Source organism: Desulfovibrio sp. Fe33, assembly GCF_028532725.1.
GTDB lineage: Bacteria > Desulfobacterota > Desulfovibrionia > Desulfovibrionales > Desulfovibrionaceae > Pseudodesulfovibrio.
In genome coordinates, this window is record NZ_JAQKGU010000004.1 from 189,991 (window position 1) to 209,043 (window position 19,053).

21 protein-coding genes are annotated in these 19,053 nt (G+C 59.0%); 8 read left to right on the forward strand and 13 right to left on the reverse strand.

The features are described from left to right. The first annotated feature begins 29 nt into the window (after positions 1–29). Together PSN43_RS07855 and PSN43_RS07860 are read left to right on the forward strand one after the other, a co-directional pair. Positions 30–632 (forward strand): hypothetical protein, encoded by a 603-nt coding sequence (locus PSN43_RS07855; RefSeq protein ID WP_272700173.1) that lies wholly within the window; start codon positions 30–32, stop codon positions 630–632. Positions 633–634: 2 nt separating this feature from the next. After that, positions 635–991 carry a hypothetical protein gene (locus tag PSN43_RS07860; RefSeq protein ID WP_272700174.1) on the forward strand — a complete coding sequence of 119 codons (357 nt, stop codon included), beginning with the start codon at positions 635–637 and terminating at the stop codon, positions 989–991. A 107-nt stretch (positions 992–1,098) separates the two neighbouring features. Here PSN43_RS07860 and PSN43_RS07865 read toward each other — a convergent pair whose 3' ends face one another. Then, on the reverse strand, positions 1,099–2,025 hold the full coding sequence (locus PSN43_RS07865) for a hypothetical protein (protein ID WP_272700175.1): 927 nt from the start codon (positions 2,023–2,025) through the stop codon (positions 1,099–1,101). Between the two features lie 12 nt (positions 2,026–2,037). After that, positions 2,038–3,213 carry a membrane-bound lytic murein transglycosylase MltC gene (gene mltC / locus PSN43_RS07870; RefSeq protein WP_272700176.1) on the reverse strand — a complete coding sequence of 392 codons (1,176 nt, stop codon included), beginning with the start codon at positions 3,211–3,213 and terminating at the stop codon, positions 2,038–2,040. A 119-nt stretch (positions 3,214–3,332) separates the two neighbouring features. On the opposite strand from mltC, the gene PSN43_RS07875 reads away from it, so the two are divergent. Beyond that, positions 3,333–3,641 (forward strand): Hpt domain-containing protein, encoded by a 309-nt coding sequence (locus tag PSN43_RS07875; protein ID WP_272700177.1) that lies wholly within the window; start codon positions 3,333–3,335, stop codon positions 3,639–3,641. 266 nt (positions 3,642–3,907) lie between these two features. Here the strand turns inward: PSN43_RS07875 and PSN43_RS07880 are convergent, their stop codons facing one another. The 7 genes from PSN43_RS07880 to PSN43_RS07910 all read right to left on the reverse strand — a co-directional run bounded on the left by PSN43_RS07880 (position 3,908) and on the right by PSN43_RS07910 (position 10,462). Continuing rightward, positions 3,908–4,699, reverse strand: a complete 792-nt coding sequence (locus tag PSN43_RS07880) for a 2-amino-3,7-dideoxy-D-threo-hept-6-ulosonate synthase (protein ID WP_272700178.1) — start codon at positions 4,697–4,699, stop codon at positions 3,908–3,910. Between the two features lie 239 nt (positions 4,700–4,938). Next, positions 4,939–5,322, reverse strand: coding sequence for a Rid family detoxifying hydrolase (locus PSN43_RS07885; RefSeq protein ID WP_272700179.1), 384 nt, complete (start codon positions 5,320–5,322; stop codon positions 4,939–4,941). Between the two features lie 19 nt (positions 5,323–5,341). After that, positions 5,342–6,307: a nucleoside recognition domain-containing protein gene (locus tag PSN43_RS07890; RefSeq protein ID WP_272700180.1), complete on the reverse strand. Its 966-nt coding sequence runs from the start codon at positions 6,305–6,307 to the stop codon at positions 5,342–5,344. 151 nt (positions 6,308–6,458) lie between these two features. After that, positions 6,459–7,592: a glycosyltransferase family 2 protein gene (locus tag PSN43_RS07895; protein WP_272700181.1), complete on the reverse strand. Its 1,134-nt coding sequence runs from the start codon at positions 7,590–7,592 to the stop codon at positions 6,459–6,461. A 243-nt stretch (positions 7,593–7,835) separates the two neighbouring features. Continuing rightward, positions 7,836–9,971, reverse strand: coding sequence for a ferrous iron transport protein B (feoB, locus tag PSN43_RS07900; protein WP_272700182.1), 2,136 nt, complete (start codon positions 9,969–9,971; stop codon positions 7,836–7,838). A gap of 3 nt (positions 9,972–9,974) precedes the next feature. Next, positions 9,975–10,217 (reverse strand): FeoA family protein, encoded by a 243-nt coding sequence (locus tag PSN43_RS07905; protein ID WP_207259712.1) that lies wholly within the window; start codon positions 10,215–10,217, stop codon positions 9,975–9,977. Between the two features lie 62 nt (positions 10,218–10,279). Beyond that, on the reverse strand, positions 10,280–10,462 hold the full coding sequence (locus tag PSN43_RS07910; protein WP_272700183.1) for a FeoB-associated Cys-rich membrane protein: 183 nt from the start codon (positions 10,460–10,462) through the stop codon (positions 10,280–10,282). A gap of 240 nt (positions 10,463–10,702) precedes the next feature. On the opposite strand from PSN43_RS07910, the gene PSN43_RS07915 reads away from it, so the two are divergent. After that, a complete protein-coding gene (locus PSN43_RS07915; RefSeq protein WP_272700184.1) occupies positions 10,703–10,921 on the forward strand; it encodes a hypothetical protein in 219 nt (72 codons plus the stop codon). 251 nt (positions 10,922–11,172) lie between these two features. On the opposite strand, the gene PSN43_RS07920 is transcribed toward PSN43_RS07915, so the two are convergent. Further along, on the reverse strand, positions 11,173–11,874 hold the full coding sequence (locus PSN43_RS07920; protein ID WP_272700185.1) for a hypothetical protein: 702 nt from the start codon (positions 11,872–11,874) through the stop codon (positions 11,173–11,175). Between PSN43_RS07920 and PSN43_RS07925 the strand changes: the two genes are divergently transcribed. Beyond that, positions 11,857–12,603 carry a glycosyltransferase family 9 protein gene (locus PSN43_RS07925; protein ID WP_272700186.1) on the forward strand — a complete coding sequence of 249 codons (747 nt, stop codon included), beginning with the start codon at positions 11,857–11,859 and terminating at the stop codon, positions 12,601–12,603. The genes PSN43_RS07920 and PSN43_RS07925 overlap by 18 nt on opposite strands. Positions 12,604–12,914: 311 nt before the next feature. Here the strand turns inward: PSN43_RS07925 and PSN43_RS07930 are convergent, their stop codons facing one another. The 3 genes from PSN43_RS07930 to PSN43_RS07940 all read right to left on the reverse strand — a co-directional run bounded on the left by PSN43_RS07930 (position 12,915) and on the right by PSN43_RS07940 (position 15,558). Further along, complete coding sequence (locus tag PSN43_RS07930) at positions 12,915–13,646, reverse strand: amino acid ABC transporter ATP-binding protein (protein ID WP_272700187.1); 732 nt, start codon at positions 13,644–13,646, stop codon at positions 12,915–12,917. Between the two features lie 2 nt (positions 13,647–13,648). Continuing rightward, positions 13,649–14,659: an amino acid ABC transporter permease gene (locus tag PSN43_RS07935; RefSeq protein ID WP_272700188.1), complete on the reverse strand. Its 1,011-nt coding sequence runs from the start codon at positions 14,657–14,659 to the stop codon at positions 13,649–13,651. Between the two features lie 74 nt (positions 14,660–14,733). Beyond that, on the reverse strand, positions 14,734–15,558 hold the full coding sequence (locus PSN43_RS07940) for a transporter substrate-binding domain-containing protein (protein ID WP_272700189.1): 825 nt from the start codon (positions 15,556–15,558) through the stop codon (positions 14,734–14,736). A gap of 650 nt (positions 15,559–16,208) precedes the next feature. On the opposite strand from PSN43_RS07940, the gene PSN43_RS07945 reads away from it, so the two are divergent. The 3 genes from PSN43_RS07945 to PSN43_RS07955 are packed head-to-tail and all read left to right on the forward strand — an operon-like array spanning position 16,209 to position 18,976. Continuing rightward, entirely contained in the window at positions 16,209–17,318 is a 1,110-nt protein-coding gene (locus PSN43_RS07945) for an AI-2E family transporter (RefSeq protein ID WP_272700190.1), read from the forward strand. A 32-nt stretch (positions 17,319–17,350) separates the two neighbouring features. Beyond that, complete coding sequence (gene mltA / locus PSN43_RS07950) at positions 17,351–18,541, forward strand: murein transglycosylase A (RefSeq protein WP_272700191.1); 1,191 nt, start codon at positions 17,351–17,353, stop codon at positions 18,539–18,541. Between the two features lie 33 nt (positions 18,542–18,574). Next, on the forward strand, positions 18,575–18,976 hold the full coding sequence (locus PSN43_RS07955; RefSeq protein ID WP_272700192.1) for a type II toxin-antitoxin system HicB family antitoxin: 402 nt from the start codon (positions 18,575–18,577) through the stop codon (positions 18,974–18,976). Positions 18,977–19,053: the final 77 nt, after the last annotated feature.

A 19,053-nucleotide genomic window follows, 5' to 3' on the forward strand; every position in this document is an offset into this window, starting at 1 on the left:
TTTATCTACTCACGGAGGAGAAGGTCAACATGATCATCATCGATGGAAAACAATATGATATCGGGGAACATAATTTCGAGAACCTGGAGCAGGTCTTCAACAAGGTGGTCGAGGACGGCCATCTGGAAGACCGCATCGTGACCGACGTCATGGTCAACAAGGAGCCGTTCACCGAGATCTACCCCCACCAGGCCGAGGATATCGACATATCCGAGGTCGAGTCCGTGGAGATCGTGACCATGGCCACCGAGGACATGGCCGTCGAAATCACCCTGGAACTCTACAAGGTCGTCAATCTCATGAGCGAGGGCGGCAAGCGCGTGGCCGAGCTGTTCCGCCAGGCGGACGACGCCGCTGCGCTGGAGACCTACCAGGATCTCATCGACGTCATGCGCAACTTCCTGAACATGATAGGCATCCTGCGCGACGAGTATTCCCTCAAGGACAATCATGTTTACCTGGAGAGCGCCGAGGAATTCAACGCCATGTTTACCGAGATGAGCACCGTGCTCGAAAACGAGGACTGGATTCTGCTCGCCGATCTGCTCGAATACGAATTCCTGCCCGCGGTGGAAAAATGGAAAAAGGTCATCAAGTCCCTGCGGGACGACATCCGCAAAGCGAAAAAGTAGACATGGCCGAACGCAGGCACATGCTTGACGAGGCCATCGCCATCGGCCGCAGGGAACTTGATTCCCTCGTGGCCGGAGACGTGTTCGAGGCCGAAAGGTTCGCCCGGTCCAGGGAGGAGGTTCTGGATGCGGCCGTTCGCGGCCTCTCCAAGGACAACCTGGAGCTTCTTGCCGACAAGCTCGTGGATATGAAATCTTTGCACGACGAAATTACCGGTGAGGCCAGGAAGCTCAGGCAGACCCTGAAGAACGACTTGACCAGCATGAAGCGGCAAAATCGCCGCATCGCCGGATACAGCTTCGGGGCCGGGAATATGTCGAGGCTCGCCAAGGAGCGGTTTCTCAACAAGAAAGGCTGATTTTTCCCCCGATGAACAAAGTCCAAGCCCCGGCCGTCAGGTCGGGGCTTTTTGCGTGCGGCGACCGCGCAGAAAGCGTCTTTCGGCTGACCGCAGCCTTTTCCCGGCTATAGATTGATCCAGTGAAGGCGGCCGGTGTTCCGGTCCGCCTCGGCGGTGGCCGTGAATTCGATGCCCATGCGGGTGAATCCCGGGATGCCGTTTTCGAGCGAGCGGATTTCGCCCGCGTACCAGTACGGCCGGAACGTCTTTTCCAGAAAATTGAACATGAACAGGTTGACGACCACGGGCGTTGACACGGTGCAGCTCTCGGGGACGAGGCGGCTGAGCACGGACAGGCCGAGCCCGCCGTCGGAAATGTTGATGACGGCGTTGGCGTTATGGTCGTGCCCGTTCGGGGCGAACGTGTTGACCCCGATCTGCGGAGCCGCGTCCTCGAACGCCAGTTCCGAGTCGCCGGGGGAGGCGGTCCACAGTTTGACCCGGATGAACTGCTGGTCGGCCACCCGCTTGCGCTGGTGCTTGCGGCGCGGAATGAGCGCGTAGTCCGTGGGGCCGGCCAGGATGAGGCGGTCCGTCTTCCGATCCCCGTGATCCGGCTTCAGCAGGGTCGCCGTGAAGGAGTTGACTCGGCCGCTGCGCGTTTTCATGGGGGCGAAGACGCAGACCAGATCATTGCCCAGCCTGGTCTTGATGGCGTCCAGCCGCTCGATGATTTCGCATCGGATGCGGTTCGATTTTACGGAGGTTATCACGCAGCGCGCGGCCACGGATTCGTCGTCCGGTCCCGCCAGTATGTCCACGACGACACCCTTGTGTTGCAGGACGCGCGGGATGCCTGTGCGCGTGGACTCGGAGTTGCGGGCGGGACGCAGCAGGAGCCGCAGGCCGAGGAGCAGCAGGGCGAGGGCTGGAGCGCCGAGCAGTGCGGCCCCGGCCGGGGCGAGGTGTTCGGGGGAGAGGCCCGGGAAGAGCTGCGTGATGAGCTGGTCCAGTTGCTCCCCGGCGGATGATATGAGTTCCTGCAAGTCCATGATGCGCGGCGGTTAGAAATTGACGAACTGTTTCTTGGCTTCAAGAACCTTGCCAAGATAGCGTTGCGTCTCGGCGAAGGGAAGCTCCCGGCGCAGGGTGCCGTACACGTCGGCGGGCGGAAGCGCATTGATCTTCTTTACCGCTCGGGTCTTGTTGCCGTCGAAGGTCTTCAGCACGTTGCCCGCGCCGCCGTTGTATCCGGCGATAACGCAATACTCTCTGGACACCGGGTTGGAGACGCCGCCCAGGAAGCGCGTGTCGAGAAGGTGGAGGTACGCCGTGCCGTAGGTGATGTTGGCGAGCGGTTCGAACAGGTCCCGGCGCGAGGGCTGTCCGGATTTGCCGTGCAGGAAACGGTATACGTCGCTGCCCGCTGTTGACGGAACCACCTGCATGAGTCCCACGGCCGAGGCTGAGCTGACCGCGAACGGGTTGAAGTCGGATTCCACTTTCATGATCGCGTAGATCAGGTTTCGGCTCACCTGGAACCGCTTGGCGGTACTTTTTACCAGCTCCCGATACTTGGCGGCGCGGACATTGAGGTGGTCCCTGACCATGTGGAAGGTGACGTACCGGGCGGTTTTCCCCTTGACCTTGCGGGTTTGCAAGGCCGTGTCCACGAGATGGTCCGCGTACTGCCTGGCCCGCCATTCCCAGCGGATGTCCTTGCCGTCCGCGTCCTTGACCTCGCCGAGCAGGAAGGGGGTTTCGCCGAGTTTTACCGCGCTGGCCGAATAGAGGTCCACGGAGCGCGGATCGGCGGGAGTGAGAAGGGTGGTGACGATGGCGTTGCGCAGGCTCCCGAGGGGATTGTCGTCCGCCACGGTTTCGACCATGATTTGCCCCGTGTCGAAGTCCACGCTCGCCCGAGAGAGATAGTTGTCGGTGTATTTCACGTACTGTTTGGGAGCGGGTATGCGCGCGTCGTCCTCGCCCCAGACCCCGGCGACGGTCTTGACGAAGGTCTCCACGAGTTCCTTGAAGTTCTTCAGGTCGTTGCCCAGGGCGGCCGGGTTGGAAGCGTAGCCGATGGCCTTGTCCCGAGCCAGGGCTTCGGCCGCGGCGGCGGGATTGCCTGTCGCCGCGGCGCGGGCGATACGCACGGCGTCATACCGCGAGCAGGAGGCAGTCAGGGCGGTCAGGGCGGTCAGGGCGAGCAGGGCCAGAAAGAGAAGGGTTCGTGTCATATCTTTGTGTTGAATGTTTTGTTTGACAGCGTCATGGCTGTCCTTAGTGTTCGCCGAATCCTACGTTTTTATCGGCACATATTCAACCGGGTGCACCGTTTTGCACCGAGGATCATGTCATGCCCGAATACCCGGAGGTCGAGCGGATTCCGTCCGACCTGGAAGAATTGCTGGATCGTTTTTTCGTTGTCTGCCGTCAGGAGGTGGTGCAGATGCGCGACGCGCTGCAAGGCCGGGATTACAATACCCTGGTCCGCCTGGGGCATACCGCCCGCGGAACCGGCAGCGGCTACGGGTTCAAGGGAATGGGGAGGATAGGCCATGACATCGAACTGGCCGCTCTCGAACAGGATTCGGACGCTCTCGAAAGACATGTGGACAGCCTGGCCCGGTATCTCGACACCGTCCAGGTGGAATTCGACGGCTGATTCCCGTCCGGCCATGCCCCGGCAGGCCGGAATCGTGCGGAGGCGTCCTTCGTCTTTCCTCTTTTCAGGCATGTTTCGCGTAGGCCGCGCCCGATCGACTTTTCTTCCCGCCATCCGTTTTTATCCAACCCGCTTCAAATAAAACGACCGAGCGTTCCATACACTGCCGCTTGAAGGCGCGGCTACAGGAAAGTTATGAAAAAAGGGAATGAAGTCCCCGATTCAACGGTTTCTTCATTCCCCTTTTCCGGCTTCGGCGGTTTAGCCTACAGCAGCTCCATGGCGGCGTCGACATCCCAGCCTTCGTGGACGACCTTGTTGAGGGCGGCCACGATTTTGGCCGGGGTCGGGTGCTGGAAGATGTTCCGGCCCACGGACAGGCCGCTGCCGCCTGCCTGAATGGAATCATAGACCATCTGAACGAGGTCGCGTTCGCTTTCGAGTTTGGGGCCGCCCGCGATGACCACGGGCACGCAGCATCCTTCCACCACGCGGGCGAAGGATTCGGGATCGCCGGTGTAGTTGACCTTGACGATGTCCGCGCCGAGTTCAACGCCCACCCGGGCGCAGTGGGCGACCACCTTGGGATCGTACTCGTTTTCGACCTTGGGGCCGCGGGCATACATCATGGCCAGGACGGGCATCCCCCATTCCGAGGCTTCGGAACAGAGTTCGCCGAGGTCCGAGAGCATTCTGGGTTCGGTCTCATCGCCGAGGTTGACGTGCACGGACACGGCGTCCGCGCCGAGTTTCAGCGCGTCGGTGACGGAGCCGACCAGGGTCTTCGCGTTGGGGTGCGGCGAGAGGGAGGTGGAGGCGGAAAGGTGGATGATGAGGCCGATGTCCTTGCCGCCCGCGCGGTGGGAACAGCGGGGAATCCCCTTGTGCATGAGCACGGCGTTGGCGCCGCCGTCGGCCACCTGGTTGACGGTCTCGCGCAGGTCCACGATGCCGTAGATGGGGCCGACGGTCACGCCGTGGTCCAGGGGGACCACGATGGTCCGGCCGTCGTTGCGGTTCATGATGCGTTCCATCCGAATGGCTTTTCCGAGATGCATGGCGTTTCTCCTTGTTGCTTTCGGCTGCGGCGCGGCCCAAAAAAAGAGGCCGCGGACTATGCCCGCGGCCTCTTGGTTTAGATCCCTATTGAATAAAGACTAGCGCACACCAAGACCGCAGGCGTTCCTGATAAAGCTAAAAAAGAAAAAGAAACGGGCGGTGATGTTGTGCATGATTTTCAGGTATCCATTTTGCGAAGAGCCTGTCAAGTAGAGTTTTCGCAACGTGCCGGATCGCGTTAGTCGATGACGGCCACGCATTTGAATTCGACCAGGCCTCCCAGGGGCAGGCCCGCCACCTGGATGGCGGCGCGGGCGGGCTTGTGGCCGGTGAAAAATTCGGCGTAGATGGCGTTGAGGTCGGCGAAACGGCCCATGTCCATGATGAACACGTCCACGGCAAGGACCTTGTCCAGGGAGGAACCGGTCTCTTCCAGGATGGCCTTCAGGTTTTCCAGCGCCTGGCGGGTCTGGGCCTTGAACCCTTCGGCCAGTTTGCCTTCGGAAGGGATGATGCCGAGCTGGCCGGACACGTGGATCATGCCGTTGACGGCGGTTGCCTGGGAGTAGGGGCCCACGGCGGCCGGGGCCTTATCCGTATGGATCAGTTGGATATCGGACATGGAGTTCTCCTTGTCGGGGTTATTTTTCAGCCCACAGAAAGGCGGTGCGGGCCCGTTCCGGTACGCGGCGGACGACTTGGACGATGAGGGCCATGGCCAGCACGGCGAAGATCAAACGTCCCCAGAACGCTCCGCTCATGTGTCCGCCTATGAGCGCAATGAGCAGGGTATCTTCGATGAGCGAATGGCACAAGCCCATGAAAGTCAGGGAATAGAAAACGTCTTCTTTGCTCAGGACGCCGTTGCGCGCTTCATTGATGATGAGTCCGCCTCCGTAGGAGAGCCCCATGGTCAGGCCGATGACGGTGATGGCCGAGGCCTTGGGGCCGATGCCGATGAGGTTGAGCACGGGCCGGAGGATGCGGTTCATGAGGTCGATTGCGCCGATGGCGCGGAGCACCCGCATGATGGAGATGAGAGCGAAGATGATGCAGAAGATGGACAGCAGATTCTTGGCCTGACCGATCGCCCAAGCCATGAGAGAGCCCGTTCCCGCGGTCGGGTCGGACTGGAAGAGCATGACCGCCGGGGTGTTCAACGTACCCGTGGCCGAGTAGATCAGGTGAAGCAGCCAGGCTAGGACGAACGCCCCGGCCATGCGCACGCAGCATTGGAAAAGGAAGCGCGCGCCGGAGCGGTCGGCGATGGCGGTCTCCACGGGCAAGCCGTGCGCCACGAGCATCAGCACGCCGAGGACCGTGGCCTGGGCCGAGGTCAGCGGGGCTTCGCCGGTGAAGGACGCCAGGACGATCATGCCGGTGTAAATGTTGTTGATGAGGGTTGTGGCCCAGACAAGTCCCATCTCGGCGGGCAGCCCGAGGATTCCCATGAGGGGCTCAAGCGGCCAGGCGAGATACTTGATGAGATCGAGTTCCTGGAGAATCTTGACCAGGATGAGTATCGGGATCATGACCTTGAACAACTGCAGGCAGGCGTCGGTCGTCTCACGGAAGATGGTTTTTAATATGGAGATCATCTTCTTCATTATCGGGTTCCTTTTGCCGTGCGGACAATAGAGCCTCCGCCCCGGAAAGAAAAGGCCTGTCTATGGGGTTGCCTCTAGGCCATCCGTCGTTTTCCCTCTCCGTTCTGGATTCGGCCGGAGGAGAAGAAATTGTCGAGTCGCCTTGTGGAAATTATGCCAAACGTTGCGCCGCGGCTTTCTCCAGGGCGCGGAGCTTGAATCGGGCCTTGAGGGAAAGCGGTTTGAATTGGGCTTTGATTTTGCGCCGCCAGGAGTGGAAGGCGTTGCTTTTGTCTCCGGTCACGGCGGCGACCAGTTGCTTGGCGGGGAAGGCGTAGGAGTCGAAGATTTCCAGGGCCTTTTGTTTGTCCTTGCCGCACAGGGCCTGCGCCAGGGGAACGAAATGATTGTCGCATTTGACCTCGGGCCGCAGGTATTCGTCGGAAAACCAGGACGGGTCCAGCTTGTCGAAGACTTCGAGTCCGAGTTCAAGCCAGCGGTCGCGCCAGTGTCCTTGTTCGGTCCCGATGGCTATGGCCGCTTTGCGGGTGTCCCGGAAGAAGTTTTCCTGCAGGTATTTGACCAAAGGCTTGTAGAGTCCCTGTTCGAATAAGATTTTCTTGCAATAGGTGAAGTGGCCCAACTCGTGTTCCATGAGCACTTCCAAGCTGGTGGAGCATGGTTTGTGCTCTTGTCTGAAATAATAAAAGAAATTGGGGCATTGGGAGAAAGATTTGATTCTCGGGAGCACCTCGAAGTTGAAACAGACGTCCTGCCCCATTTTGAAGTGGGTATGCTGGACGCCCAGAGCGTTCAAGGTCTCCAGCTTGTAAATCCATCGCCAGACGACCTTGCTTTTCCAGTACTTCGGAGAGGTGGCGAATGTTAAATGCGAGGCACCAGGCTTGTAAAAGTATTGGCGGCTATTGAACGTCTTGTGGGAGAACACCACGGCATTGCCGCAAACGGCGTCCACGCCGTCCCTGATTGCCGTCCCATGCATGTCGCGGGCGGCATGAATGTCGAGGAAGTCGTCGGCGTCGAGCCAGGTGACGTATTCGCCGGTGGCGTTTGTTTGTCCCACCATGCGGGCGGAGCCGAGTCCCTTGTTGGGTTGGTGGATGACGCGTATCCGGGGGTCGAAAGTCGAGTAGCGATCCGCTATTTCGCCGGAGCGATCCGTGGAACCGTCGTCGACCACCAGGATTTCAATGTCCCGTTCGGACTGGGCAAGGCAGGATTCCAGGGCAACGGGGAGGAAAGACTCCATATTGTAACACGGAATGGCAAATGTGACTTTGGGCATGTGTGAGGATTGTCCTGTTTACGTTGCGGCGCACGGAATAATTCGAAATTATATGGTGCATCGCATAAATTGGATTGCTGCAAAAAGCAAGAGACGCGCACTCCGCATGTGACGGTGGCTTGATGTCCAAGAGGCTGCGATTCGTATCCGTGGAGCCTCCCGAGCTTTGTGTAGCAAGGATTGCCGGATGCAAAAAAAGGGAGCCCCGAAGGGCCCCCTTTGAGTGAGCGTATTTCCCTGGCGTTACAGGAACGCCTTGGAGACGTTGTATCCGATGACGGCCATGACGTAGGCCAGGCCGGTGGAGCCTACCACGCTGAAGGCGGCCCAGCGCCAGCTCGATTCGCGCGCCATGGTGACCACTGTCACGAAGCAGGGCGCGTAGAGCATGGTGAAGATGATGAGGGCTATCGCCGTGGCCGGGGAGAAGGCCGGATCGGCCACCAGCCGTTCGGACAGCGGTTGGGATTCCTCCGCGTCCACTTCGCCGAGGGAGTAGGCGGTGCCCAGGGTGGAAACGATGACTTCCTTGGCCGCGAAGCCGCCGGTCAGGGCGATGTTCACGCGCCAGTTGAAGCCTGCCAGTTCCGAGATGGGTTCGAGCGCGGTGCCGATGCGCCCGGCCAGGGTGTGGCGGACGGCTTCCTCGGCCTGGGTGTTGTCGATCTCTGCGACCTGCTCTTCGGTCTGGGCGGCGGCGCGTTGCGCTTCATAATGAGCCACGCGGTCGGCGGGCAGCTCGGGGAAGGTCATCATGGCCCAGATGAGGATGGAGATGCCGAGAATGACGGTACCGGCCTTCTTCATGTATTCCCAGGTGCGTTCCCAGGTGTGGATGAGCACGCCCTGAAGTGTGGGCATACGATAGGGCGGCAGCTCCATGACGAACGGGGTGGATGCGCCCCGAATGACGGTGGAACGCAGCAGCCGGGCCACGAGCAGGGCCATGCCCCAGGCGGACAGGGTGATTATCAGCATGACCGTGGCCGAATCTTCGGGGAAGAACGCGGCGGCCAGCATGAGGAAAACGGGCACCTTGGCGCCGCAGGTCATGTACGGGGCCACGAACAGGGTGGCCAGTTTCTCCTTGGGCGAGCGCAGGGTGCGGCTGGCCATTACGCCGGGCACGGCGCAGCCGCCGGCGATGCCGCCGGAGACGATGAAGGGGAGCACCGAGGTGCCGTGCAGTCCGAAAATCTTGAAGACGCGGTCGAGCATGTAGGCCATGCGGGCGATGTATCCGGAGTCTTCAAGCGCGGAGATCATCAGGAACATGAACATGATGAGCGGCACGAAGCCCATGACGCCGCCCACGCCGTCGATGATGCCGGAGACGATCAGGGACTGGAGATACCCCTCGGGCAGGAGGTTGGTGGCGGTGTCGCCGATCCAGCCGAAGAGGGCTTCAAGCCAGCCCATTGGGATTTCGCCCACGGCGAAAGTCACCTGGTAGATGAGGTAGACGATGCCGAGCATAATCAGGGGGCCGAGGAATCTGTGGGTCAGGACCTTGTCCATCTTGTCGGACCGGCTGATGCGGTCCGCGTTGGAGGCGGGGTAGGTGACCACGTTCTTTATCATGGAGGCGATGAACCCGTATCGGTAGTCGGCGATGAGCGCGTCAGGCCGCATGTTGAGGGTCTTCCGTGTATGGTCGGCAACCTCGGCGGCCATGGCTTCAAGCTTTTCGGAGATCGCGGTGTTGGCCATTCGGCCCTTGACGATGACGTCCTCGTCGCGCTCCAGGTACTTGATTCCGGTCCAGCGGGCGGGTGCCTTGTCGGTCAAGAACTGCGCCTCTTGGATGATTTTTTCCATCTGGCCGAGGACCGGGTCGAGGTCCGGCCCGTAGGAGATATTCAGGGGTTTCCATTCACCGGTCTGTTCTTTGGCCACTTCGAGGGTGGAGGCCAACAGCTCCTTGGCACCATGGCCGGACCGGGCCACGGTTTCGATGACGGCGCAACCGGAAAGCGCTTGGAGGCGGGCGCTGTCGATCCGTTTGCCGGACTTGCGCACTTCGTCCATCATGTTGAGGCCAAGGACCAGCGGCACGCCGAGCTCCATGATCTGCACGGCAAGGTAGAGGTTCCGCTCAAGCGCGTCGGCGTTCATGATGTCGATGACCGCCTGCGGCCGGTCATCCACGAGAAAGTTGCGCGCGACCAGCTCTTCCTGGGTATAGGCGGTTAGGGAATAGGTGCCGGGCAGGTCCACGAGTTCGACGGAGTCTTCCCCCATGTGGATGTGGCCGACCTTCTTTTCGACGGTTACGCCGGGCCAGTTGGCCACGTGTTGCCGTGCCCCGGTCAAGGCGTTGAACATGGTGGTTTTGCCGCAGTTCGGGTTGCCCGCGATGCCTATGGTGTATTTACCCATGCGCTAGTCCTCCAGGGGGGTGACGGTGATGTGGTCGGCCTCGCTGTTGCGCAAGGTCAGGGTGAAGTCGCGGAGCCGCAGGGCGACGGGATCGCGAAGGGGCGCCTTGCCGATGACCGTGACCTCGGTGCCGGGGATGAGCCCCATGTCGCGAATGCGGCGGCCGAGCTCGCCGTCTGCGGTTACTGTCCTGATCTTGAGTTTCTGGTTGACCTTGGCTTTGCGTAAACACATGTCTTGAGCCATTTCAGTATTTCCTCGAAAAGCGGTTTGGTTGAGAACTGTTATCAATGGTTGGTCAAAAAAAATTAGTGCTGGCCGCAACCGCAGTTGCCGCCCGGGCCGTCCTTCCCGCCGGAGCAGGAGCCGGACTGGCCGCAACCGCTGCATCCGCAGGAAGGTTGCTTGGCCGTGAATGTCCTCAGCAGCCTGCGCCCCACGAAAAAGGCCGCAACCGCAACGATTGCAATGACGACTATGGTGTCGAGCATGACGATTCCCTCAAAGTTTCATCCGACATCAATGCCGGACAACCTCGTGATAGTGATGTTGAGAATCAATGTCAAGCAAGAAGCCTCAAAAAAAGCTTTTCCCGTCTTCGGGTGGAACGACCCGGTATTCCTTGTCTTCCGGTTTTTTTTATGGTCAGATGCCGATGCTTGGACGCGGATGATAAAGACATTGGCCTCGTCCGGCAACCACTAACCTTGCAACAGTCGCGGAGAGTCCCCATGGATGATGGCGGAAAAGAATTCATGCAGTGGATCGATGTCCTCGCCAAGGGCATCATTGCGGGGGCGGCCATCGGCTATCTCTTCAGCTTCACGGGAATGATGGCCCCGGGCAAGGCCGTGGTTCTCGGCGGGCTTGCCGGTTGCCTCGCGTCCATTACCTTCAAAAATCGCCAGGATGACCGCAAGAATGACCGCAAGGATGACCCCAAGGATTAGATCGGCAATTTTTGCACTTTCCTCGACTCGCGTTCTTCTTCATATGTAATGCTTCTTCGTCCGCCCACCAAGTGATCCGCGATTTGGAACTGACCGTGGAGACGGCACCCATGCCGGTCTCGCTTCCAAAATAATTGAAGGACATTCGGGCCGCTCCTCTTCGCCGACCATTCCGTTTCAACCGAGAGCTCTTTATAGGGCATAGTCGAACTCCACGAGTCGGTATGTATTCCTTGGGCTCTTCGGTTTCGTCAATATAGTCGAACAGTTTGAAAAGGGGAGGCGGGGAAAAAACATGCGTTGTATGGTTCCTCGACATCGCCGCCGCTTCCTGAATCGAAATCGGAACCGTTTTTTTTGAGCCTGCTCCCGGCTACGCGGGATGCGACTGCGTCCGAAATTTGTGGTTGTAAGCAAGGAAAAAATTGTGGATATTGTGCGCCGCGCGGCGTGAGGGCGACCTTTCCGCCCTGCCGGACGCTTTTCGGGAACACTTTCGGACGGACTTTCCGGTTTGGAAAATTCGTGTGACGAGTGCCGATCAATAACGCATTTTCGCAATCAGCCCGGAATCCCTCCGCCTGATAGCTTGGGAAGTTTGTTTGTTGCTTATGGGCTATATGACGAAAGAAGATATCATCACTATTGATCCGCAGCGTATACTTGTCTGTCAATTGAGGCAGATCGGAGACGTGCTGCTGTCTACTCCCGCAATCCGGCTGCTCAAGGAAAAGTATCCGGAAGCGAAGATAGATATGCTGACCGAAAAAAAGTGCGCGCCGGTGTTGGAAAACAACCCTCACCTGGACCGGATTTGGCCTATTGATAAAAGGGCCTTGAAGAATCCTCTCACGGCCCTGCGCTATTATGCGAAAGTCGGCGGAGCCGGGTATGACCTGATAGTGGATTTTCAACAGCTTCCCCGATGCAAGTGGGTGATTCTGTTTTCCCATGCTCCCGTAAAATTGACGTTTACCCCTCCGTGGTACAACAAACCTCTCTATACGCACTGGTCGGACATGATGCCCGGTTATGCCGCCAAGGCCAAGGCGAGTGTTCTCGCTCCCCTCGGGATCACGTGGGACAAGGAAAAACCGGAAATTTTCCTCACCGGCGAAGAACGAGCCGAGGCGTCCCTTTTCCTCGAAAGTGAAGGGCTGTCCGGGGTGCCGTACATCACTGTCGGGCCAAGCCATCGGCGCGAGACCAGGCGGTGGCCTGCGGAACATTATGCGGGCCTGTTCAAGCTGCTTGAGGAGCGATACCCGAAGTTGAAGGTCTTTCTTCTTTACGGTCCCGGCGAGAAGGAACTGGCGGAGCGCATTCATTCGGAGAGCGGCGACAATGTCGTGCTTTCCGAGACGATGCTGAGCCTGCGGCAGATGGCGGCGGTGATGGAGAAAGCCGTGCTGCATCTGGGCAACTGCTCTTCGCCCCGTCATTTCGCGGTGGCCGTCAACACGCCGAGCGTGACCATTCAAGGCGCGACCACTAACGCTTGGCGATTCCCCGGCGATGACCATTTGAGTCTCATCCGGCGGGAGGGGTGCTACGGGTGCAACCGGAATGTCTGCAAGCTCGGGACGTTTGAATGTCTCAAGGAGTATGCGCCCGCGCAAGTGCTCTCCGAATTCTCCGATTTCCTGGAGGACTGCCTGAAGCGCCAGGAAGGCGGAGAATAAAGGATACTCTCGGCCGCTGTTTTTTATCTCGTCTTTTCCACAACTTCTTCAGCGCATTCGGCGTCAGTCCTCGCGCGTTCGCAATTGCCTCCCTTCGTTAATGGGAAAAACTCCGGAATCGTCGGTGTTGCCGTATCCGGGCGAGGGGCCGTATTGTGGAGGTGAGATGTGAACAAGGCCGGAGGGAGTTTCTCCCTCCGGCCTTGTTTTGCAGTGCGATGTAAGCTGTTTTCCCGTGCTCAGGGAGACCGCTCAATGGGCCTCGTTGGCGGAGATGCTTTTGTGGAGCCTCTGCCGCCGGGCGGAAGGGGTTACAGTATCTGGCTCAGGAAGAGCTTGGTCCGTTCGTGCTGCGGATCGGTGAAGAAGTGCTCGGGGGTGCCCACTTCGACGATCTTGCCTTCGTCCATGAACACCACCTGGTCGGCCACTTCGCGGGCGAAGCCCATTTCGTGAGTGACCACGACCATGGTCATGCCTTCCTTCGCCAAGGCCTTCATAACGTCCAGGACTTCGCCGACCATTTCGGGGTCCAGCGCCGAGGTGGGCTCGTCGAAGAGCATGACCTTGGGGTCCATGGCCAGCGCCCGGGCTATGGCCACGCGCTGCATCTGGCCGCCGGAGAGCTGGGCCGGGTAGTTGTTCGCCTTGGCGTGGATGCCGACCTTGTTGAGCAGGGTCATGGCCTTTTCCGCGGATTCCCTCTTGCCGCGTTTGCGCACGGAAGTTTGGCCCACGGTGACATTTTCCAGCACGGTCAGGTGCGGGAAAAGGTTGAAGGACTGGAAGACCATGCCCACTTCCATGCGGACTTTGTTGATGTTGGTCTTGCAGTCGAGAATGTCCACGCCGTCGATCATGATGTGGCCGGAATCGGCCTTTTCCAGGCGGTTCAGGCAGCGCAGGAAGGTGGACTTGCCGGAGCCGGACGGTCCGATGACGACCACCACCTCTCCGGGATTGATGTGATAGGACACGTCGTGCAGGGCCTGGACCTCGTGCGGGACGAAGAAGGTCTTGTGTACGTTTTTTACGTCGATCATGACTAGGCCTCCGCGGTTCGCCTTTCGAGGTATTGGACGAACATGGACAGGGTGAAGGTTATGACCAGGTAGAGCACGCCGCATACGAACCAGAGTTCGTAGGGCATCAGGCTGGTGGTGACCGCTTCGCGGGTGGCTTTGGTCAGCTCGCGGATGGCGATGACGCCGAGCAGCGAGGAGTCTTTGATAAGGCTGATGAACTGGCCCGCCAGAGGCGGCAGGATGCGCTTGAACGCCTGCGGAAGGATGATCTTGCGCATGGCCAGGGTCTTGGTCATGCCCAGGGACCGGGCCGCTTCCATCTGCCCTTTGTGGATGGACTGGATGCCGGCGCGGACGATTTCGGCCACGTACGCCCCCGCAAAGATGGCCAGGGAAGCGATGCCGAACCACAGTTCCGGAATCTGGAACAGCCCCGCCTTGACCAGCAGGTTGTTGATGATCGTGCCGAGCACGAAGTACCAGATCATGATCTGGACGAGCAGGGGAGTGCCTCGGATGATCTCGATGTAGGTGATGGCCGACATCTTCAGGAACGGGTTGGTCGATATCCTCGACAACCCTGTGAACAGGCCTATGAGAATGCCGAAGAAGATCGACACGATGCTGACCTCGATGGTGATGATCGTGCCTTCCACCAGCAGGCCCATCCTGCCTTCGGAGTAGGTGCCGATGGTGTCGCCCATGTACACGGTCTGGCCAACGTCGACCTGGAGGTCGGAACCGGGGATCGTGTAGTATTCGGAGTCTGTTCCGTCGGAGACGATGACCACGGAGTCGTCGTCCTTTTTGGTGATGGATGTGACCTCGCCTTCAATCTCGGCGGTCACATTCACATTGTCGATGTAGTAGAAATATTTGGGAATACGGTTCCAGCGCCAGATGTAGTCGGTCTGGGTGGTGGCCCAGTAGAAGCCCAGGCATACACAGACTACGGTGACCGCGTATGCCGCCTTCCAAAACAAGTCTCTGTCGAATTCCTTTTTGGGTTCGACCGTCTTGGTATCATTCATTGCGTGCTCGATGGGATGGATGCGCGAAAAAAACCGGGGGCCGCTTGGAGCGGCCCCCGGGAATCATTCGGTTGTTACTGGACGTCGTTGTACCATTCGTTGGAGCCGAACCACTTGTTGTAGATCCGCTCGTAACGGCCGTCGTTCTTGATCTGGACGATGAAGTTGTTCAGCCAGTTCAGGAAATCCGGGTCGCCCTTGTTGATGGCCCATCCGAGCGGCTCGTAGGTGAAGGGCTCGTCCAGGAACTTCATGCCGGCTTCCTTGCCGTGCTGGGTGTAGAAGATGGAAGTCATGGGCAGGTCGTAGACGGTGGCGTCGGCTTTGCCGTTCATGGTCTCCAGCATGGCCTGGTCTTCCATTTCAAAAGACTTGTAGGTGGCCTTGGGAAAGAGGCGTTTGGCGGCCTGTTCACCGGTGGTGCCGAGCTTGGAGGTGATGACGACGTCCTTCTGGTTCAGGTCCTTCCAGGATTTGATCTTGTCGGCGGATTTCGCGGATACCAGCGCGGTCTGGCCGACGACGATGTACGGCGTGGCGAAGTTGACCTTGAGGTTGCGCTCCTGGTTGATGGTCATGCCGGAGGCGATGAGGTCGTACTTGCCGGAGAGCAGGCCGGGGATGATGCCGTCCCAGGCGGTGTTGATGAGTTCGAGCTTGACGCCCATGGCCTTGGCCATTTCCCTGACCATGTCGACGTCGAAGCCGACGATGTTGCCCTTCTTGTCGGTCATCTCGAAGGGCATGTAGCCTGCTTCGAGGCCGACGCGCAGGGTGCCGCGCTGGACGATCTGCTCCAGGGTGGATTTTTTGGCGAGTTCGATGTCGGCAGCCTGTGCGGACATTGCGGCGCAAAGCAGCACGGACAGTACGGCCACGATGGTAATGATGCGTTTCATCCTTTCCTCCAATGAAACATAAGTTGGTTGATATCCGCCGCTCTGGTTCCGTCCGGGTACACGGTTCCAGGGCTCGGGTTCGTCTGTGTCGTTTTTGCATTGAACGATTTTGTTCACAGATCGACAGTCATCCATAGCCTCTATGGTTGGAAAATTCAAGGGAGCTTTCCATTCCCGCAGTTTGTCCGGCATCATGCAAACAGAATGTTTTGCGGCATTTTTGTTAATTCCCAGAATATGAGTCAGGATGCTTCGGTTCCATGCCGTGGGAGGGCGGAGGTCATTCGGGAAGGGGCTGGAAAAAGAAAATGCGCGATTAATTGTATCGGTGTTTTCCCCCGGGCGCATAATCCATATTCAGGAAGTCACGGAGAAGCTCCCGGCCGTCCGGGGAAGAGAACGCGTGTCCGCTTGCGCGATTCCCGTCATAAGGGGCTGCGGCCGGACGGGATCGGGCGTCACGCCGAATTTTCGGCGGCGAGTCCGAACCTTCCGCCATGGCGCGGCGGGATGGAAAAGGCGTCCGGCCGTCCCGACGGACGCGTGCGCCGGGCGGTTGACGTTGACACCGTCGCCGCAATCATACAATCCTTCTTGGCAGACGGAATATATCCTGTATTGCTGTTCCCTCCCATGGAGCCCAAGCGAGTATGAGCGAAATCAAAGGACCGACTCCCCTGATCAATGGCGGCATCTATAAGGTGTTCATGATCATTCTCCTGCTGTTTTCCCTGTACCTGGGGTTTTCGCTGGTGCAGCCGTTCATGCACACAATGATATTCTCCACGGTGTTGGCCGTCCTGTTCACTCCGGTTTTCAACTGGGTCCTGAAGCTGTGCAACGGCCGCCGGACCGTGGCCTCGGCCCTGACCGTAGCGATCATCATCTTCGCCCTGCTGTTGCCCATGGCCTTTCTGTTCATGGCCCTCATCAGCCAAGGCGTGGAATCCCTCGTCGCCCTGAACGCCTGGATCGCCCAGGGAACCTACAAGACCTTTCTCAGCCTTGAGATGCTCGACAAATACGTGGCCTTGCTCCATGAGCAGTTGCCGTTCCTGCGTATCGACGAGGTCCAGATTCAGGCGGGGATTCTTCAGTATTCCCGTGAGTTCGCCCAATCCATGCTGTCCTTCGGCACATCGCTGGCCAGGGACGGGGCGAAGCTCGTTCTGCATTTCCTGCTCATGGTCTTCATCCTGTTTTATTTCATGCGCGACGGCACCAAAATGGTCGCCTACATCAAGCGGCTTTCGCCTCTGCGGCCCAAGCAGGAGGACTATATCATCGACAGCCTGAAGCGGGTAGCGCGGGGCGTTCTCATGGGGTGTCTGCTGGTGGCGGTCCTTCAAGGCATCGCCGGCGGCTTCGGGCTGGCCGTGGCCGGCATTCCCGCCTTCTTCTGGGGCGGCATGATGGCCCTGTCCTCACTCATCCCAGTGCTTGGCACCGGCCTGGTCTGGGTGCCCGCCGTGATCTATCTGTTCCTTTCCGGGCAGTGGAAAATGGCCATATTCCTGTCCCTGTGGTGCGGACTTTTCGTGGTCAGCATCGACACCATCCTGCGTCCGATTTTCATGCGCGAGGCGTCGCGCGTTTCGACCTTCTACATCTTCATCGCCATTCTCGGCGGCATTTACTCCTTCGGTATGCTGGGCATCTTCTACGGCCCGCTGATCCTGAGCTTTGTCATGGTCATGTTGCAGATATACTTGGAGGAATACGCCGACGACCTGGATGACCACGAAGAGGCTGCCCAATGATTTCCCGAAAGTTATTCGTTCATTTCATTCTCGTGTTTACGCTCTTGGCTGCCGGTTGCGCCAAGGAAACGCCTCCGCCTCCCGCCGCCGTATCCGAGACCCCGGCCTATGCGCCGCTGAGCGAGCGAGAGGCCCGCGGCCTGGTGGCCCAACTTTCGGTCAAGGCGCAGAATCTCGGCTCCTGGACGGCCCTACGGCCTGGGATTGAGGCGAATTTGCGCTACATCCGCACCCGTTCGCGGGACGCGGTCTGCGTCAGGCGGCCCGGTTTGGTCCTGACCTGGGGGCAGTTGTACGACTCGGTGAGCGAACTCGCTTCCATGCTCGATCAACTCGACCACGCGCCGAACCTGCTGGCTGAGCGGTTTTCCTGGTTCAAGCTTGAGCCCGGGACGCTCCTGACAGGCTATTACGAGCCTTGGCTCAAAGCTTCCCTCACCCAGGACAAGGATTACAAATACCCGTTGTACGGTGTTCCCGGCGACCTCAAGGTGGCCGATCTGGGCCAGTTCCACCCGCGTTGGGCGGGGCAGAAACTCATCTACCGCGTGGACGGCGACCGTATCGAGCCGTATTACGACCGTTCCGCCATCGACGGATTGGGCGCGCTGGAAGGAGGAGGCGACGAGATCGCCTGGGCCGCGGACCCGGTGGACGTGTTCTTTCTGCAGATTCAGGGGTCCGGCAGGCTTGACCTGCCCGACGGCACATACAAGCATATCCTGTACGGCGGCAAAAACGGCCGCCAATACGTTTCCATAGGCCGCGTGCTCATCGACAAGGGGTTTGTCCCCAAGGAGGAGATGAGTATGCAGCGCATCCGCAAGTTCCTGAACGAAAACCCGGATGTAGCCAGGGATATTCTGTTTCGGAACCCGAGCTACGTCTTTTTCAGGCTGGCCGACGAGGGGCCGTTCGGTTCCATCAACGCCATCCTGACCCCGCGGGTCAGCGTGGCCGTCGACCGGAGCATGATCCCGCTCGGGAGCGTGGTTGCTCTCCAGACGGCGCTCATGGACTACGAAACCGGCGGGTCTGAGCCTTTCTTTTCCCTTGTCCTTGCGCAGGACACGGGCGGGGCCATCCAGGGCACGCGCATGGATCTTTTCTGCGGCACGGGCGAGGAGGCCGAGCATCTGGCCGGTCATCTCCAGGAAGGGGCCGTGGTTTACATGCCCCTGAGCAAGCGCGTCCTCGCGACCCTGCCCGGCGATTCCCAATAATTTACACCTGTTTTGCACCCAAGGAGGCGGCGGATGCAGTATGTAGCGTTGTTCGAAGAGGAAAAACACGGCTTTTCCGCGACATTCCCTGATTTCCCGGAATGCACCAGCTTTGGTGAGGATTTGGACGAAGCCGTGGATAATGCCCACGAAGCTCTGGCGATGTTCGTTGAAGAGCGGCTTGAGGGCGGCGAAGTCCTTCCCGAGTCCACGAATAAGAAGGTTTTGCTTGCTCAACCCGATAACCAGGGCAAAAAGGCGATCAATATCTCGGTTGAAGGGGATGGCAGCGACTTCGAAGAGTTTGAAATGGTCATGCACGTTCATCTTTTGGGCAGAATTGAGAAATATTGCCGGGAATATGGAGTTTCGCCAGCCGATTTTCTTTCCGCTGCGTCGAGAATGGCGCTCAAGAACGATATTTTCGCCTCCTGAGTCTTCTAATCCACCATTTCGTAGCCGTTTTTTGGACGGCCTTTTCTTGTGACGAGAATTAAATTCTCCTGTCATTT

Coding starts and splice junctions, on each gene's coding strand:
- PSN43_RS07920 (WP_272700185.1), bottom strand. CDS start 11,874: ATGGGAAAACAGAATCACCCACTTGCATCGGGGAAGCTGTTGAAAATC.
- PSN43_RS07860 (WP_272700174.1), top strand. CDS start 635: ATGGCCGAACGCAGGCACATGCTTGACGAGGCCATCGCCATCGGCCGC.
- PSN43_RS07865 (WP_272700175.1), bottom strand. CDS start 2,025: ATGGACTTGCAGGAACTCATATCATCCGCCGGGGAGCAACTGGACCAG.
- PSN43_RS07895 (WP_272700181.1), bottom strand. CDS start 7,592: ATGCCCAAAGTCACATTTGCCATTCCGTGTTACAATATGGAGTCTTTC.
- PSN43_RS07955 (WP_272700192.1), top strand. CDS start 18,575: ATGCAGTATGTAGCGTTGTTCGAAGAGGAAAAACACGGCTTTTCCGCG.
- mltC (WP_272700176.1), bottom strand. CDS start 3,213: ATGACACGAACCCTTCTCTTTCTGGCCCTGCTCGCCCTGACCGCCCTG.
- feoB (WP_272700182.1), bottom strand. CDS start 9,971: ATGGGTAAATACACCATAGGCATCGCGGGCAACCCGAACTGCGGCAAA.
- PSN43_RS07915 (WP_272700184.1), top strand. CDS start 10,703: ATGGATGATGGCGGAAAAGAATTCATGCAGTGGATCGATGTCCTCGCC.
- PSN43_RS07910 (WP_272700183.1), bottom strand. CDS start 10,462: ATGCTCGACACCATAGTCGTCATTGCAATCGTTGCGGTTGCGGCCTTT.
- PSN43_RS07930 (WP_272700187.1), bottom strand. CDS start 13,646: ATGATCGACGTAAAAAACGTACACAAGACCTTCTTCGTCCCGCACGAG.
- PSN43_RS07855 (WP_272700173.1), top strand. CDS start 30: ATGATCATCATCGATGGAAAACAATATGATATCGGGGAACATAATTTC.
- PSN43_RS07880 (WP_272700178.1), bottom strand. CDS start 4,699: ATGCATCTCGGAAAAGCCATTCGGATGGAACGCATCATGAACCGCAAC.
- PSN43_RS07940 (WP_272700189.1), bottom strand. CDS start 15,558: ATGAAACGCATCATTACCATCGTGGCCGTACTGTCCGTGCTGCTTTGC.
- PSN43_RS07885 (WP_272700179.1), bottom strand. CDS start 5,322: ATGTCCGATATCCAACTGATCCATACGGATAAGGCCCCGGCCGCCGTG.
- PSN43_RS07905 (WP_207259712.1), bottom strand. CDS start 10,217: ATGGCTCAAGACATGTGTTTACGCAAAGCCAAGGTCAACCAGAAACTC.
- PSN43_RS07890 (WP_272700180.1), bottom strand. CDS start 6,307: ATGAAGAAGATGATCTCCATATTAAAAACCATCTTCCGTGAGACGACC.
- PSN43_RS07935 (WP_272700188.1), bottom strand. CDS start 14,659: ATGAATGATACCAAGACGGTCGAACCCAAAAAGGAATTCGACAGAGAC.
- PSN43_RS07945 (WP_272700190.1), top strand. CDS start 16,209: ATGAGCGAAATCAAAGGACCGACTCCCCTGATCAATGGCGGCATCTAT.
- PSN43_RS07875 (WP_272700177.1), top strand. CDS start 3,333: ATGCCCGAATACCCGGAGGTCGAGCGGATTCCGTCCGACCTGGAAGAA.